This is a genomic window from Aurantimonas sp. E1-2-R+4 (assembly GCF_036549515.1).
GTDB lineage: Bacteria > Pseudomonadota > Alphaproteobacteria > Rhizobiales > Rhizobiaceae > Aurantimonas > Aurantimonas coralicida_A.
In genome coordinates, this window is the sequence record NZ_JAZHLK010000012.1 from 29,370 (window position 1) to 43,951 (window position 14,582).

At 67.4% G+C, this 14,582-nt stretch carries 13 protein-coding genes; 7 read left to right on the forward strand and 6 right to left on the reverse strand.

Translation table 11 applies throughout. From position 1 onward, the window contains the following. Positions 1-39 precede the first annotated feature (39 nt). The gene (locus VQ045_RS07805) at positions 40-1,566 is read right to left on the reverse strand and encodes a fumarate hydratase (RefSeq protein ID WP_331829713.1); all 1,527 of its coding nucleotides are present in this window, start codon (positions 1,564-1,566) and stop codon (positions 40-42) included. Further along, positions 1,563-2,939 carry an MmgE/PrpD family protein gene (locus VQ045_RS07810; protein ID WP_331829714.1) on the reverse strand — a complete coding sequence of 459 codons (1,377 nt, stop codon included), beginning with the start codon at positions 2,937-2,939 and terminating at the stop codon, positions 1,563-1,565. Before VQ045_RS07810 ends, VQ045_RS07805 begins: the two co-directional genes overlap by 4 nt. A 261-nt stretch (positions 2,940-3,200) precedes the next feature. Here VQ045_RS07810 and VQ045_RS07815 point away from each other — a divergent pair, with 261 nt between their 5' ends. After that, the gene (locus VQ045_RS07815; RefSeq protein ID WP_331829715.1) at positions 3,201-4,349 is read left to right on the forward strand and encodes a CaiB/BaiF CoA transferase family protein; all 1,149 of its coding nucleotides are present in this window, start codon (positions 3,201-3,203) and stop codon (positions 4,347-4,349) included. A 54-nt stretch (positions 4,350-4,403) separates the two neighbouring features. On the opposite strand, the gene VQ045_RS07820 is transcribed toward VQ045_RS07815, so the two are convergent. Beyond that, positions 4,404-4,961, reverse strand: coding sequence for a cytochrome P460 family protein (locus VQ045_RS07820; RefSeq protein WP_327623690.1), 558 nt, complete (start codon positions 4,959-4,961; stop codon positions 4,404-4,406). A 346-nt stretch (positions 4,962-5,307) separates the two neighbouring features. On the opposite strand from VQ045_RS07820, the gene VQ045_RS07825 reads away from it, so the two are divergent. From VQ045_RS07825 to modC, 6 genes are all read left to right on the forward strand, one after another. Continuing rightward, a complete protein-coding gene (locus VQ045_RS07825) occupies positions 5,308-5,835 on the forward strand; it encodes a redoxin domain-containing protein (protein ID WP_331829716.1) in 528 nt (175 codons plus the stop codon). A 165-nt stretch (positions 5,836-6,000) separates the two neighbouring features. Beyond that, entirely contained in the window at positions 6,001-6,498 is a 498-nt protein-coding gene (locus VQ045_RS07830; protein ID WP_331829717.1) for a cupin domain-containing protein, read from the forward strand. Positions 6,499-6,606: 108 nt separating this feature from the next. Next, entirely contained in the window at positions 6,607-7,569 is a 963-nt protein-coding gene (locus tag VQ045_RS07835; RefSeq protein WP_331829718.1) for a ribokinase, read from the forward strand. A 38-nt stretch (positions 7,570-7,607) separates the two neighbouring features. Then, positions 7,608-8,402: a molybdate ABC transporter substrate-binding protein gene (gene modA, locus VQ045_RS07840; RefSeq protein ID WP_442879834.1), complete on the forward strand. Its 795-nt coding sequence runs from the start codon at positions 7,608-7,610 to the stop codon at positions 8,400-8,402. A gap of 4 nt (positions 8,403-8,406) precedes the next feature. Then, complete coding sequence (modB, locus tag VQ045_RS07845) at positions 8,407-9,078, forward strand: molybdate ABC transporter permease subunit (protein ID WP_331829719.1); 672 nt, start codon at positions 8,407-8,409, stop codon at positions 9,076-9,078. Beyond that, the gene (modC, locus tag VQ045_RS07850; RefSeq protein ID WP_331829720.1) at positions 9,075-10,205 is read left to right on the forward strand and encodes a molybdenum ABC transporter ATP-binding protein; all 1,131 of its coding nucleotides are present in this window, start codon (positions 9,075-9,077) and stop codon (positions 10,203-10,205) included. Before modB ends, modC begins: the two co-directional genes overlap by 4 nt. A 9-nt stretch (positions 10,206-10,214) precedes the next feature. Here modC and VQ045_RS07855 read toward each other — a convergent pair whose 3' ends face one another. The 3 genes from VQ045_RS07855 to VQ045_RS07865 are packed head-to-tail and all read right to left on the reverse strand — an operon-like array spanning position 10,215 to position 14,550. Continuing rightward, a complete protein-coding gene (locus VQ045_RS07855) occupies positions 10,215-11,921 on the reverse strand; it encodes a CRTAC1 family protein (protein ID WP_331829721.1) in 1,707 nt (568 codons plus the stop codon). After that, complete coding sequence (locus VQ045_RS07860) at positions 11,918-13,330, reverse strand: di-heme oxidoredictase family protein (RefSeq protein ID WP_331829722.1); 1,413 nt, start codon at positions 13,328-13,330, stop codon at positions 11,918-11,920. Before VQ045_RS07860 ends, VQ045_RS07855 begins: the two co-directional genes overlap by 4 nt. Further along, positions 13,330-14,550, reverse strand: coding sequence for an ROK family protein (locus tag VQ045_RS07865; RefSeq protein ID WP_331829723.1), 1,221 nt, complete (start codon positions 14,548-14,550; stop codon positions 13,330-13,332). The genes VQ045_RS07860 and VQ045_RS07865 overlap by 1 nt, the downstream gene beginning before the upstream one ends. Between the last annotated feature and the right edge of the window lie 32 nt (positions 14,551-14,582).

Below are 14,582 nucleotides of genomic sequence, written 5' to 3' on the forward strand. Positions count from 1 at the left end.
CCCGGCGAGAGTGGGCAGGGATTGGCAAGACGCCTGCAGTTAAACCGTTCGGCCTGAAACGCGGATCTCCGGCCGCTTCCATCGCGCCGGCCCGGTGGTGTGGATGGAGGTGCCGCCGGCATCGACGGCGACGGTCACCGGCATGTCCTCGACCACGAATTCACGGATCGCCTCCATGCCGAGATCGTCGAAGGCGAGGATGCGCGAGGAGCGGATCGCCTTGGAGACCAGATAGGCAGCGCCACCAACCGCGATGAGATAGGCCGCGCCATGGCGCCGGATCGCTTCGATCGCAGCCGGACCGCGCTCGGCCTTGCCGATCATCACCAAGAGGCCGGTCGCTTCGAGAAGTTGGTCGGTATACGGGTCCATGCGGGTCGAGGTCGTCGGGCCGGCGGGTCCCACGACCTCGTCGCGCACCGCGTCCACCGGTCCGACATAGTAGATCGCACGGCCATTGAGATCGACGGGGAGTTTTTCGCCGCGATCGAGCATCGCGATCATCCGCTTGTGGGCGGCGTCGCGCCCGGTCAAAAGCCGGCCGGACAGGAGCAGCGTCTCGCCGGCCTGCCAGCCGGCGACGTCCTGGCGCGTCAGCGTATTAAGGTCGACGCGGCGCACGGCCGCATCTCCCTGACCGAGGGCGATGTCGGGCCACAGATCGATCGCCGGCGGCGTGAATTCCGCCGGGCCGGTGCCGTCGAGCGTGAAGCTCAGATGCCGGTCGGCGGCGCATTGCGGGACCAGCCCGACCGGCTTCGACGCGGCATGAACGGGATAGGTCGCGATCTTGACGTCGAGCACCGTGGTCAGTCCGCCGAGCCCCTGCGCGCCGATGCCGAGCGCGTTGACCTTCTCGTAGAGCTCGATCCGCAGTTCCTCGAGCTTCGAGGCCGGGCCGCGGGCAATCAGCGCCGTCATGTCGATGGGCGCCATCAGCGATTGCTTGGCCAGAAGCATCGCCTTTTCGGCGGTGCCGCCGACGCCGATCCCCAGAATGCCCGGCGGACACCAGCCGGCGCCGAGCCCCTCGACCGTCTTCAGCACCCAGTCGACGACCGAGTCGCCCGGGTTGAGCGCGGCGAAACGCGCCTTGTTTTCCGAGCCGCCGCCCTTGGCCGCCACCGTGACCGCGATCTCGTTGCCGGCCACGAGTTCGACGTGGGTGACGGCGGGCGCGTTGGTGCCGGTGTTCTTCCGCTCGAAGATCGGATCGTCGAGGATCGACGGGCGCAAGGGGTTCGCTGCGTCGGTATAGGCGATCGCCACTGCCTCGTTCACCAGTTCGGTGAGCGGGCGCGTGGTGGCCAGACGCGCCTCCATGCCGAATTTGACGAATACGTTGACCGTGCCGGTGTCCTGGCACATCGGCCGCCCGCCGAGCGCGGCCATGCGGGAATTGACCAGGATCTGCGCCATGGCGTTCTTCGCCGAGGCGCTTTGCTCGCGCTGATACGCCTCGGCGAGATGGGCGATAAAATCCGGCGGGTGATAGACCGCGATATATTGCAGCGCGTCCGCGATCGAGCGGATGAAATCGTCCTCGGTGATGGGAGAAGCGCTCACGCCGCCGCCCCGCTGGAACGCGGCGTTGCGCCGAGCGACGGAAGCCGGTCGAGCCCTTCGAACCGGTCGGCCAGACGGCTCGCGTCGTCGCCGAGAACCGGCTCGGCGAGCGCCATGAACTTGGCGCGGATGGCCTTGGCGTCCGGGAAGGTCGCCGGCTCGCCGGACGGGTCGGGAATGCGTCGCTCGAGCAATCCGCTGGCGGTTTCGACGCTCAGCGTTGCGCCGAAGGGATGCGCCAGCCCTTCCAGGCTCTCGTCGCGCAGGACATCGATCCGGTCCGACAGCGCGTCGAGCGCCGGATCGCCGATCCGCCGGTAGTCGTCCCAGCCGAACGATCCCTGGTCGAGCGCCACGCTGGCGACGAAGGGCATGGAGAACTGGCCGTCGACGATCGTGCGCACCCGGCGCTTTTCCGGCAGGGGATCGCCGGTCAGCGTGATGCCGTTGCGGTGCAGCCCGACCGTCACGGAGCGGATGTCCGCAGCGGTGAGCCCCTCCTCACGCCGCAACGCGAGCAGCCCGTCGAGCGCGGCATGGGTGTAGCGGCAGGAGGGGTAGGGCTTCATGCCGATCTTCATGGTTTCCCAGACCATGCCGAACCCGGCCACCGCCTTGGCCGGATCGGCCGCGTCGGTGTAGCCGACGAGCAGCCCGTGCCGGCCCTCGATCGGGGCGGACGCCGCTTTGAAGCCATTCTTCGCCAATGTCGCCGCGAAGACGCCGTTCATCGCCGCCGCGCCGACCTGCCAGCGCTTGTTCCAGGCGCCGTTAACGAGGAATTGCAGTGAGCCGGCGGCCTGACTGCCCGACACGCCGAAGGCGCTGGCGACACCGTCCGCATCGAGGCCGAAGAGCCGCGCCGCGGCCGCTGCGGCGCCGAAGGTGCCGGCGGTGGCGGTGGGATGAAAGCCGCGCGCGTAATGGCTGGTCGGGTCGAGCGCGTTGCCGAGTCGGCAGCAGACCTCGTAGCCGGCGACGATCGCCGTGACGATCTCGGCGCCACTCGCCCCGACCATCTCGCCGACCGCGAGCGCCGCCGGCACCACCGGGGCGGAGGGATGCAGCGAGGAATCGGCATGGGTGTCGTCGAAATCGAGGGAATGGCCGAGCATGCCGTTGACCAGAGCCGCGACCGGCGGCGCCAGCCGGCGTCCCGTGCCGACCACGCTGGCGGCGCCCGGCCCGCCGAGGCCGAGTTCGTCCAGCGTCGCATAGAGGCTCGGGGTGGATTCCGATTCGGCATGGGCCCGCACGATGCTGCCTGTCAGATCGAGCGCCAGATGGCGGGCGCGCAGGGCGACCTCCGGCGGAATCGCGTCGAAGGACAGATTCGCCACGAATGCCGCGAGGATTCTCGTTTCGTCGCTCATGTTCGCGCCCTCCCAGGCATCGTCGCGTGGCCCGCTCGCTTCATTCCGGCGCGACAATCGTAAGCTTGTCGGTTTATTGGCATTGTCGTGCGGGTCAAGCGCCGAAGCCGAATTGATCCAGCGCCGTGCTCCTCGGCTCGCCGGTTGGGGTCGGCCAGTGCTATCGGCTCTGGCCGATATCACTGCGGTCCAGTAAAACGCGGCGCGACAATCGGCTGAAAGTGATCACCCGGCCATCACGCAGCGAAGCGGAGCCCCTGAATGAACAATGATCTCGCCGGCGTTCTCGTCGTTTCCGTCGAGCAGGCCGTCGCCGCGCCCTATGTCTCGGGGCGACTCGCCGACGCCGGTGCGCGGGTGTTGAAGATCGAGCGCCCGGAGGGCGATTTCGCTCGCGGCTATGACAGCTTCGTCCACGGCGAGAGCGCCTATTTCGTCTGGCTCAATCGCGGCAAGGAATCGGTCCGGCTCGACCTCAAGGACGCGACAGATCGCGAACGCCTCGCCGGGCTGATCGGTAAGGCCGATATCTTCATCCAGAATCTCGCCCCCGGCGTGATTTCGCGGCTCGGCTTCGACGTGGGTGAACTGCGGGCGCGTTATCCGCGGCTGATCACCTGCTCGATTTCCGGCTATGGCGACGACGGCCCGCTCGCACATCTGAAGGCCTATGACCTTCTGGTGCAGGCGGAGACGGGCCTTTCCTCCGTCACCGGCAACGAACACGGGCCGGCGCGCGTCGGCGTTTCGGTCTGCGACATCGCCGCCGGCATGACCGCGCTATCCAGCATCATGCAGGCGCTTTACGCCCGCGAGCGGACCGGCGCCGGACGGCACATCTCGCTGTCGCTGTTCCACGCCCTCTCCGACTGGATGAACGTTCCGTACCTGCAATATGTCTATGGCGGCCTGACGCCGCCGCGCAACGGCCTCAGCCACCCAACGATCGCGCCATACGGGGTCTACGAATGCTCAGACGGCCGCGCCATCCTGTTGTCGATCCAGAACGAGCGCGAATGGGTCAATCTCTGCGCCAAGGCCCTGGAGCAGCCGGAATTGGCCACGGACGAGCGGTTCTCATCGAACAACCGGCGCGTCGCCAACCGGTCCGCGCTGGAGGCGATCATCCAGGGCATCTTCGCGCGCCATGATCGCGACGCCATGGCCGCGCGCCTGGAGATGGCGCAGATCGCCTATGGCCGGCTCTCCGACATGGAAGATTTGAAGAACCACGCCCAGAACCGGACGGTGACGGTCGATACGCCGTCAGGCCCGGTCACCATGCTGGCGCCGGGCTTCCTCATCGACGACACGCTTCCGGAATTCGGCAAGGTGCCTGCGCTCGGGGAAGACACCGAGCAGGTCCTCGCCGAGTTCGGGCTGACCGAACCAGCGTCCGCGAAGAGCTGACGGGCAAGCCGAAGCGCGAAATGCTGACGGTGATCGCGCTTCGGGTTCAGCTTGTTACCAGTCGGTGCGGTCGGTGGTGAACAGGAAATCCTCGCCCGGTGCGCCCGAATGGCAAGCGATGCAGCCAGCCTCGGCGTTGCCCTTGGCGACCCGGCCGGCCAGTTCCATCCCCTTCGGGTTCTTGTCGAGCGAACCGTCCGGCAGATATTTGGCGTAGAACCAATCCTTGTTCTCCGCGTCGTAACCGGCCTCGCGCTTGAACATGACCGTGACCGCACCGAGATGCCCGCCCGGGTCGGCCAGGACCTGGTCGGCGGTCACGCCTTCGGGGCCGTAATTGTTCTTAACCACCAGCGAGCCGGCCTGACCGTCGATCTCGGCGTTGAGATAGAAGGTCTCGAGCATCATGCCGTGCGGGTCGGTGCCGGCATAGGGAAAGGCGTGAATGGCGCCGTCGCCGGCGAGATTCAGCTGTTCCATCGCCGCCCAGACCTTCTGGGCATAGGCGGTGTCTTCTTCCTGGCCAAACGGCGGGGTCTGCGCCTGGGCCACAGCCATGGTCAGCGCCGAGGCGACGACGAGGCTTCCAACCAGCTTCGAACGAAATTTCATGAGTTCCTCCACCTTCTTCCGACTCCGAGGCCGATCCCCGAAAGATCGTGCGAGCGGTGCCAGCCCGGTTTGCCGCACCGACGTGTTCGGCGCGGCAAGAAACCTGCACGCTCGATGGTTCTTCGCGGCGGGGGCGGGATTTGTAACGTCCGAGGTGGGGAAAATTAATTCGCCGCACCCTTCACGGGGTGGACGGTCGCCTACGATGCCGAAATCGAACAGCGCGGGAGCGGGGCGCCGCGGGGCTTAAACCGGACCGCACGAAAAAGTGACACGCAACCCCAGCGCTTCGGCGGCATTCCTGGGGACGACGAACCCCAAACGCATCTGACCGAAGGACGATATCATGCGCCACACCACCCCGATTCCAGGCGACAAGGCTCCGAAGCTGGCTGTGGAGGTTCTCGGCGGCCCCGCCTTCGATCTGGCCGCCGATAAGCCCGCGAAGATGTCGCTGGTGTTCTTCTATCGCGGTGTCCATTGCCCGATCTGCAAGACGCAGTTGGAAGAACTGAACGACAGGCGCGCCGAGTTTGAGGCGATCGGCGTCTCCGTTCGCGCCGTGTCGATGGATTCGAAGGAGCGGGCCGAACGGCAGAAGCAGGAGTGGAAGATCGCCGATCTGCCGATCGGCTACGGTCTGACCGAGGAAAGCGCCCGCGAATGGGGGCTGTTCATTTCCGCCAAGGAGAAGGATTCCGAGCCGACACGCTTCGCCGAGCCCGGCATCGCGATGATCTACCCCGATGGCACGATCTATGCGCTGCATTTCCAGAGCATTCCCTTTGCCCGCCCGACGCTGGACGGCTTGAAGAAGGGGCTCGGCTTCATCCTCGAAAACGACTATCCGATCCGCGGCAAGCTCGCCGCCTGAGCCAACGCGCTAATTCAAGCATCGGCGGGGACGGCGTCTGGTCTCGGCCGGTGCTTTTCGATTCAAATCCGGACCAACGGCTCTCCTTCTCCAGAGGCTTTTGCGACGGCCCGCTTCGCGCTAGCGTTGGCAGATAGCCTTTTCTCACTTTCGATGACGAGTCGTATGACCCACACTCCACACCTCTCCGACGAGCCGCGCTGGAAGCACGATGGCGTCCGCGTCATCAAGGGCGATCAACTCGATTCCAATACCGCCCAGACGCCCGGCATGTTTCGCCAAGCTGCCATCAATCACGCCCGCGTCGGAGCACAGAAAATCTGGGCTGGCACGGTCACCATCGAGCCCGACGCCAAGACCGGCGTCCATCATCACGGCGCGCTGGAAAGCGTCATCTTCGTCTTGCGCGGCAAGGCCCGCATGCGCTGGGGCGAACGGCTGGAATTCGTGGCGGAAGCGGCAGCCGGCGACTTCATCTTCGTGCCGCCCTATGTGCCGCATCAGGAGATCAACGCCGATCCCCAAAATCCGCTCGAATGCGTGCTCGTGCGCTCCGACAACGAGGCGGTGGTCGTCAACATCACCGACGTCGATCCGGTCGAGCGGCCGGAGGAAGTCTATTGGGTCGATCCGATCCACCGGCATCCCGGGGGCGGGGCCTGAGTCCGGCATGACGCGGCGGGTTTTCCCATGCGACGCGGACCGTCGGGTGATGCGCGGCGCGTCCGCCACCGGCGGCCGTTCCGAACAATGCGAGCGAAGGAGCAGGCCATGGCCGACCAAGCTGACCGGGGTTCGCAAGCCGCGTCCGTCCTCGTCTTCGGCTCGCTGAACGTCGATCTGGTCTGCCGGGTCGCGGCGATCGCGCGGCCGGGCGAGACCGTGCTTGCCCCCGACTACGAAAAGTTGTTCGGCGGCAAGGGCGCCAACCAGGCAGTCGCCGCCGCGCGTGTTCTCGGCGCGGCCAACCGCGTCGCGATGGTCGGTGCGGTCGGGGACGACGAACTGGGCAGGGCGATCACCGGCAATCTGGCCAGCGAAGGCATCGACATCAACGGCCTCCAGACGGCGCCAGCGCGGACCGGCTGCGCCTTCATCAGCATCGACAGCGGCGGCGAAAATGCCATCACGGTGGCGAGCGGCGCCAATGCCCGTCTCGACGCGTCGGCGCTGCCTGACGGTCTGCTCGACCCGTCCAGCGTGCTGGTGCTGCAAATGGAAACGCCGCTCGCCGCTAGTTTTGTGGCGGCGGAGCGAGCCCAAGCCAAAGGCGGGCGCGTGGTGGTCAATCTGGCTCCCGTGCCCGCCCAACTCGATGCCGACGATCTGGCGCGGCTGCTGGCGCCGACCGACTATCTCATCGTCAACGAGAGCGAACTTGCCGCCGCCGCCGGACTGTCCGGAATCGGCGGGGACGAGCCCGGCGCGCTGGCGACCGCTCTCGCCGCCCGCTTCGACCTCGTCGTCATCGCCACGCTGGGAGCCAAGGGCGCGCTGGTCGCCGAGGGCGAAGCCATTCACCCGATTCCGGCACTGGCGGTGGAGCCGATCGATACGACCGGTGCCGGCGATACCTTCGTCGGCGTGTTCGCCGCGGGTCTCGGCGAGGGGCTGTCGACCGAAGCCGCGGCTGAACGTGCGGTCGTCGCGGGGTCGCTCGCCTGTCGCCGGGTCGGGGCTCAATCGGCGATGCCGACGGCGGCCGAGATCGACCAGGCGCTCGCCACTCGCTGAGGGCGCGGGCGCTCTGGCGGGCCGCGGTTCGGGCGTTTATGGTCCGGCTGACCTCATGCCCAAGCAAAGGATGTCGCTTGCGTCGCTGGAACTGCCTTTTTGCCGTCGCTGGTCTTTTCGTCGTGCTGTGCGTGCCGTCTTTTGCGCATGCCGCGACGGTGCGCGTCGCGGTGGCGGCGAATTTCACCGAAGCGGCCAAGGCGATCGCCGCCGCCTTCGCGGCGAAGACCGGCGACACGGCCGAACTCAGCTTCGGCTCGACCGGCACGCTCTACACGCAGATTTCCCAGAACGCGCCGTTCGAGGTGTTTCTGGCCGCCGACGACGCGCGGCCGAAAAAAGCGGTGGCGGAGAAGCTGGGCGTTCCGGGCACCGTCTTTACCTACGCCATCGGCAAGATCGTGCTCTACAGCGCCGATCCGGATTGGGTCACCGGCGCGGAGACGCTGAAAGCCGGGGATTTCGACAGGATCGCCATCGCCAATCCCCTGACCGCTCCCTATGGCGCTGCCGCCGTTGCGGCGATGCGGGCACTCGGCGTCTACGACGCGCTGGAGCCGAAGTTCGTCCGGGGCACCAATATCGCCCAAACCTTCCAGTTCGTTGAGACCGGCAATGCCGAACTCGGCTTCGTCGCCCTGGCGCAGGTCGCCGACAACGAGAACGGCTCGCTCTGGGAAGTGCCGGCCGATCTTTACCCGCCGATCCGGCAGGATGCGGTGCTGCTCGAAACCGGTCGTAAGAGCGAAACCGCGAAAGCGTTTCTGGATTTCCTGAAGGGGCCGGAAGCGGCCGCGATCATTCGCCAGTTCGGCTACGATACGGGCGATTGACGCGGTGTTCGAAGGTGGTGAAATCCTCAGTGCTGTCGTTCTGACCCTCGAGCTCGCGACCGCGACGACGCTGATCCTGTTGCTGATCGGCGCGCCGCTCGCCTGGTGGCTGGCGCGATCCCGGGCGCGGTGGAAAGAGATCGTCGGGACGCTCGTCGCGCTGCCGCTGGTGCTGCCGCCGACCGTCCTCGGCTTCTATCTTCTTATCGCGCTCGGGCCGGACGGTCTCGGCGGGCTTCTCGGCGTGAGAACGCTCGCCTTCAGCTTCGAGGGGCTGGTGATCGGCTCGGTGGTCTATTCCATGCCCTTCGTCGTGCAGCCGATCCGCAACGCCTTCGAGGCGATCGGGGAGCGCCCGCTGGAGGTCGCGGCGACGCTGCGCGCCGCGCCGCTCGACCGGTTCCTGACGGTGGCGCTGCCGCTGGCACGGCCGGGCTTCCTCACCGGCGCTGTGCTCGGCTTCGCCCACACCGTCGGCGAGTTCGGCGTCGTCCTGATGATCGGCGGCAGTATTCCCGGCGAGACCAAGGTGCTGTCGGTGGCGATCTATGATTACGTCGAGACCCTGCGCTGGACCGAGGCGCATATCCTCGCCGGCGGCATGCTGGTGTTTTCCTTCCTCGTCATCCTGACCATGACGCTGATCGGCCGGCGGATGGGGCAACCGCAGCCGTGACGACCCATGATGGCTCCAAAGCGGAGACACCCCGCATCGACATCGCGCTTGCGGGCCGGCTGGGGCAGTTCGCGCTCGACGTCGCCTTCGATCTGCCCGCCTCCGGCGTCACCGCCTTGTTCGGACCCTCCGGCTCGGGCAAGACCACGGTGCTCCGGGCCATCGCCGGCCTCACCCGGCTCAAGGGCCGCGTCGTGGTCGGCTCCGAGACCTGGCAGGATGCACAGATCTTTTGCCCGCCGCATCGCCGCGAGATCGGCTACGTCTTCCAGGAAGCAAGCCTGTTCGCCCATCTGACGGTCTTCAAAAACCTCGTCTATGGCGCGCGACGCAGCGTTGGCGGCCTCGATGAAGGGCGGTTCGCCGAGATCGTCGGCCTGCTCGGCCTGCGTCCGCTGCTCGCCCGCTCACCGACGACGCTGTCAGGCGGCGAACGCCAGCGCGTCGCCCTCGGGCGCGCGATCCTGTCGCGGCCACGCCTGTTGTTGATGGACGAGCCGCTGGCAGCCCTCGACCGCATGGCGAAGGATGAGATCCTGCCGTATTTCGAGGCGCTGCACGATCGGCTGCGAATCCCGATCCTCTATATCAGCCACGATATCTCCGAGGTCGAGCGTCTCGCCGACCGGATCGTCGTGCTCGAAGCCGGCCGGGTCCGCGCCAGCGGCCCGCTCAACATGGCGCTGACCGACGCCGGTCTCGGCTTCGTGCGCGATCCGCATGCGGCCTCCGTGCTGCCGGCGCGCGTGGTGGCGTTTGACGCGGCGGACGCGCTGGCCGAACTCGATCTCGGCGGCCAGCGGGTGTTCGTCGACGGCTGCGGGCCGGACGACATTGGCGGGCTGCGGCGCCTGCGCATCGAGGCCAGCGACGTCAGCCTGTCGCGGGAAATCCCGACCCTTTCGACCATCCTCAACACGCTTGCGGTTCGGATCGTCGCCGTCGAGCCGACCGCCGCGGCCGCCAGCCTGGCCTTCGTGCTTGCCCTCGACGGGGCGCCGGAGATGAGTTTCGTCGCCAAGGTGACACGGCGGTCGGCGGCGCGGCTGGGCCTTGCCGTCGGCGACCAACTCTTTGCCCAGATCAAGTCGGTGTCGCTGGCCACCGCGCCGTCGCTCGGCAAATGAGGGCTGTCCTTAGTGGATGGTTGCGGCCCTTGCGGGGCGCGTGACCGGGCGGTCGGCGTCGGGGTACCAGTAGCGGGCGTCCGCAGCGCCCCGGTCGATCAACACGAAATTGTTGGCGAAGACCCGGTAAGGATGGCTCCATTCGCCGTCCGGCCATTGCACCCGCACTTCGGCGCGCTCGGCGGTGCCGAGGCCGACATGGACGAAGCCGGATGTGCCTGAGGCATGGCCGCCGCCCACCTGAACCGTGCGGTTGATCGTCTTCGTGCCGACGCGGACCGCGAGCTTCGCACCCAGCGCTGTTCGGTTGGCGTCCTTCTGGCCAAGCGCGATCTCAAGGAAATTGCCTAGCGGCCGTTGGCCGAAGTCACTCTTTGCCCCGAGATTGCGGAACAGGCTCGCCGGGTCACCGCGATTGACGACCAGGAGGTCCAGCGCGCCGTCGAGGTTGAAATCGGTTATCAGCGCGCCGCGTCCCTTGGTGGCGAGCGCGATGCCGGCCTCGCCGCCGCGCTCGGTGAAGCGGCCGTCGAAGCCGCCCATCAGGAGATTGTCCGGGTCGTACGCGGCGAAATCGGGCATCGCCTCGACATTGCCCTTGGCGATGAAAAGATCGAGGGCGGTGTCGTTGTTGAAATCGGCAAAGCCCGCATGCCAGCCGGTCGACGGCTTGCCCGCGTCGTCCTTGTAGGGCCGGTGGGCGGTCGCACCGCGCTCATAGGCCTCGTCCCGATAGGTCGGGGCGTCCTCGAATTCGCGGTCGAGAAATTGCAGCTTGGTGTCGCCCATCGAGGTCAAGGCGTATTCCGGCGTGCCGTCGCCGTCGATGTCGCCTTCGGCGATGCCCATTCCCCAGATGGTCAAATGTTGCCAGCCATCGGCCTTGCGATAGGGGTGCGGCGCCCGGCCGGGCTCGACGCGCCATAACTGCTCCTCGCCGCCGCGATAATACTGCCGGTCGTTGGTGATCCTGAGCGCCGGCTCGCCCGAGCGGTTCCAGTCGGTGAACAGCATCGACAGGGCGCAATAGCCCGGCGTCAGAACCGTCGGCTCGGAATAGTCCGGTGCCTCGCCCTGCTTGGAACGCAGCAGGACGTTGTCGGCGCAGGTGCCCCAGGGCGAGCCGGGCGCTGAGCGGTCGACATAATTGCCGAAGGCGAGCGTCGGAAACCGCGCGCCCGGCTCGACGATCGCGGAGAACGCCGTCGTCCAGGCGCGGCCGCCGTCGAATCTCCAGTCGAAATTCGCCTTGTCGAAACGACAGTCGGGGCCGCCCTTCAAGAGGATATTGCCGCCGACCCGCAAGAGCACGAGATCCTCGCGGCCATCCTGGTCGATGTCGAGCGGATAGGCGCCGGTGACGTCGGCAAGGTCCTTCGGGTCGATATCCTGGGCGCGTTTTTCGAACAAAAGCGGACCGCCGGCCTCGGATCGGTTGACGTAGAACGCGCCTTCGCCCTTGCCGCCGGCGAGGAAGACGTCCGGGAAGCGGTCGCCATTGCAGTCGAAGGCCGCGCCGCCACCGCCGACGAAGAACTCCCACGGCCCGCCATAGACATGGTCGATGCCGGCGGCCTTCGCCTCTTCCTGAAACACCGGCGTATCGCCCGCAAAGGGGAGTGCGGTGCCTTCTTCTGCGCGGCCGGGGAAGGCGAGGAGGCACCCGACGAGGACGCTCGCAAGGCCATTTACCGAGGGCCGGAGGCGGCGGCTCACGGTTCGATCCTCAAGGTCTTCAGCCAGGCGATCAGCGCCGAGCGCTCCGCCTCGGGCAAGTCGCGATAGGCCTTGGCGCTGTCCGCCGCCTCGCCGCCATGGGCGCGGATCACGTCGTCCAGCGTCGTCATGTCGCCGCGATGGCCGTAAGGGCCCGTATCGGCGATCCCCCAAAGCTCGGCGGTCATGAACACGTCGCGTTCGACGAAGCGCTGGGCGAGCGTCTCGTTGCCGAGCGCCGCGGTTCTCGTGTCGGCGATGCGGTGGCGTTTGAGATCGCCGAACAGCGGCACCTGAATCTCGCCCTTGTCGTTGCGCGGCAGGGTTTTCGCCCAATCGAGCAACGCGAGATCGTAGACCGCCGGGCTTGCCACATCGCCCTGGCGCAACGTGCCGGCCATATCCACCGGGCCGGGGTCGGCGAAGGCAAGGCTTTCCAGCGGCAGGGTCGGGCGATGGCAGGTCTCGCAGCCGAGATCGGCGAAACGCTGACGTCCGATCGCGGCGGCCTTGCGCCACGCCGGATCGTTCGGTGCCGTCTCGCGCGGCGGCGGCAGGCTCGCCTGAAAGGCGACCAGCGCCGAAACCTCGCCTGTGCCGATCTCGTCGGCGACGCCGTCGCCGTCGAAATCCGCCGACCCGGTCCAGCGGGCGCCCCAGCGCTCGTCCGGCTGCATGCCATGATGATGGTTGAGCGCATTGACGGTGAACTGGCGCAGCGACGTCATCACCCCCTTCTGGGTGAAGGGTCGCACGACGAGGTCGGCGTCGACGCCGTCGAGTTCCGCGAGATCGACCGAGCCATCGGGAAGCGCCGTGATCCGGCCGAAGGCAACGCCCTTCGAGGCGAGGTCCATGCGCACCGGCTCGCCTGAGGCGCGCGCCTGTTGCAGTGCCTCCGCCCGCGCTGCCACGAGGTCGGCCGTCATCTCGCGGGCGAGCAGCTCGACAAGGCCGGCGCCAAACAGATGATTGGTGCCGCGTTCGTTAGAAAATTGCGGATCGAGCGTGTCGAAATCGGCGCTTTCGAAGCCTTCGGAGACGAAGACATTGGTGACGAAACCGCCGGCCCCGCCGGTCACCGGCTCGTTGTGGCAGGAGGCGCAGGCATTGGCGTCGGGGCCGGCGAGCCGTTGAAAGGCTTGCTCGGCGGGACGACGGGAGGTGGTCGGGACGATCGCCTGGGTGGCGTTCGGGCGGCCGGCGCCGTCGAGGATGGTGAAGCGCGCCTCGAACAGGTCGCGGCCTTTTTGCACAAGGTCGCGCAGGGCCTTTGCGGAGAGGGGGCCGGCCAGGCTCGCCGGGTCGATCCGCTGCTTGATCGCGGTTTCGCGCCAGGCTGGCTCGCCAGCGAAGGCGGGGAGGGCCAAGGCGATCGACAGACCCAGCGGGAGAAGCGTCGATCGCATCAGGCGGCCTCCCTCGTTTCGGCGTTGCCGGCACGGGCGAATTCATCGTCGCACGCCGCCAACCCCTTGGCGGTGGCGGCCCCGAAGATCAGTTCGTCGACGTCGTCCGCCAGCGAGAAGGGGATGTCGGCGCCGACCCCGTCGATGGCGCTGTCGCGGATGCCGGCGCGGATCGCCGGCTCCAGCAAGTCCATGGCGTGGGCACCGGAGCCGGTGAAGACGACCGGCAAGGGATCGACCAGCGTGAACATGCGCCCGAGACCGTAACCGATCGCGGTGCCCGCCTCGGCAAAGGCCCGAGTCGCGGCGGGCTCGCCCGATCGGGCGAGTGCCGCCAGACGATGCATGTCGGCATCGCTGACCCGGCCCGCCGAGATTTCGTCCGGCCGCCCGTTCGCTCGCCGCCAGATCGCATAGTCGCCGGCATAGGCCTCGATGCAGCCGCGATTGCCGCAGCGACAGAGGGCGCCGCCGGGAATGTGGTTGATATGGCCGAACTCGACCGCCGAGGAGCGCTGGCCCTGAAAAGTGGTGCCGCCAAGCCGCAGCCCCATGCCGACACCGACGCCGATGAAAAGCGTGGCGAAATCGCGCCGTGCGAAATCCGGCTTCCAGCGGAACGCCTCGGGCATCAGCGAACAATCGTTGAAGACGCCGACGGGCACCCCGGTCAGGGCGGTGAGCGGGCCGGCGATGTCGAGGTCGCGGGCTTTCAGGGCGGGCGACCAGAGAATGCGCCGGGCGTTGCTGTCGGTTTTTCCCTGGACGGCGACGACGAGGTTTCGCGGCATCGTGTTGCCCGCCAATCCGAGCATTGCTTCGCCGAGCAGCGTGGCCAGAAGCCGCACGATCTCGTCCTCGCCGAAACCGGAGATGTCGCACTCCCGCCGGGCTTCTCCGAGCAGGTCGCCGCGATAGTCGCAAACGCGAACGGCCACCTCGCCGACGGCGATTTTCGCGACCGCGACACTGGCGGCCGAGCCATCGAGTGCCAGACTTCGGCCCGGCCGGCCGCGCCGCGCGGCGCGTTCGTCTTCGGCGATTTCGACGATCAGACCGGCGCGCAGCAGCGTCGCCGCGATGGCGGAGGCGGCCGAGACCGACAGGCCCGTGGCCACGCTCAGCGCCTTGCGCGTCGAGATCGGGTTTCGTCGGAGGTGGTCGATGACGGCGCGGCGATTGTGTGCGCGCACGTCGTCCGCATCGGTTTTCGCGAGCATTTTCCTGCCTGTCCTCCCAGCCGCTCCTCCGC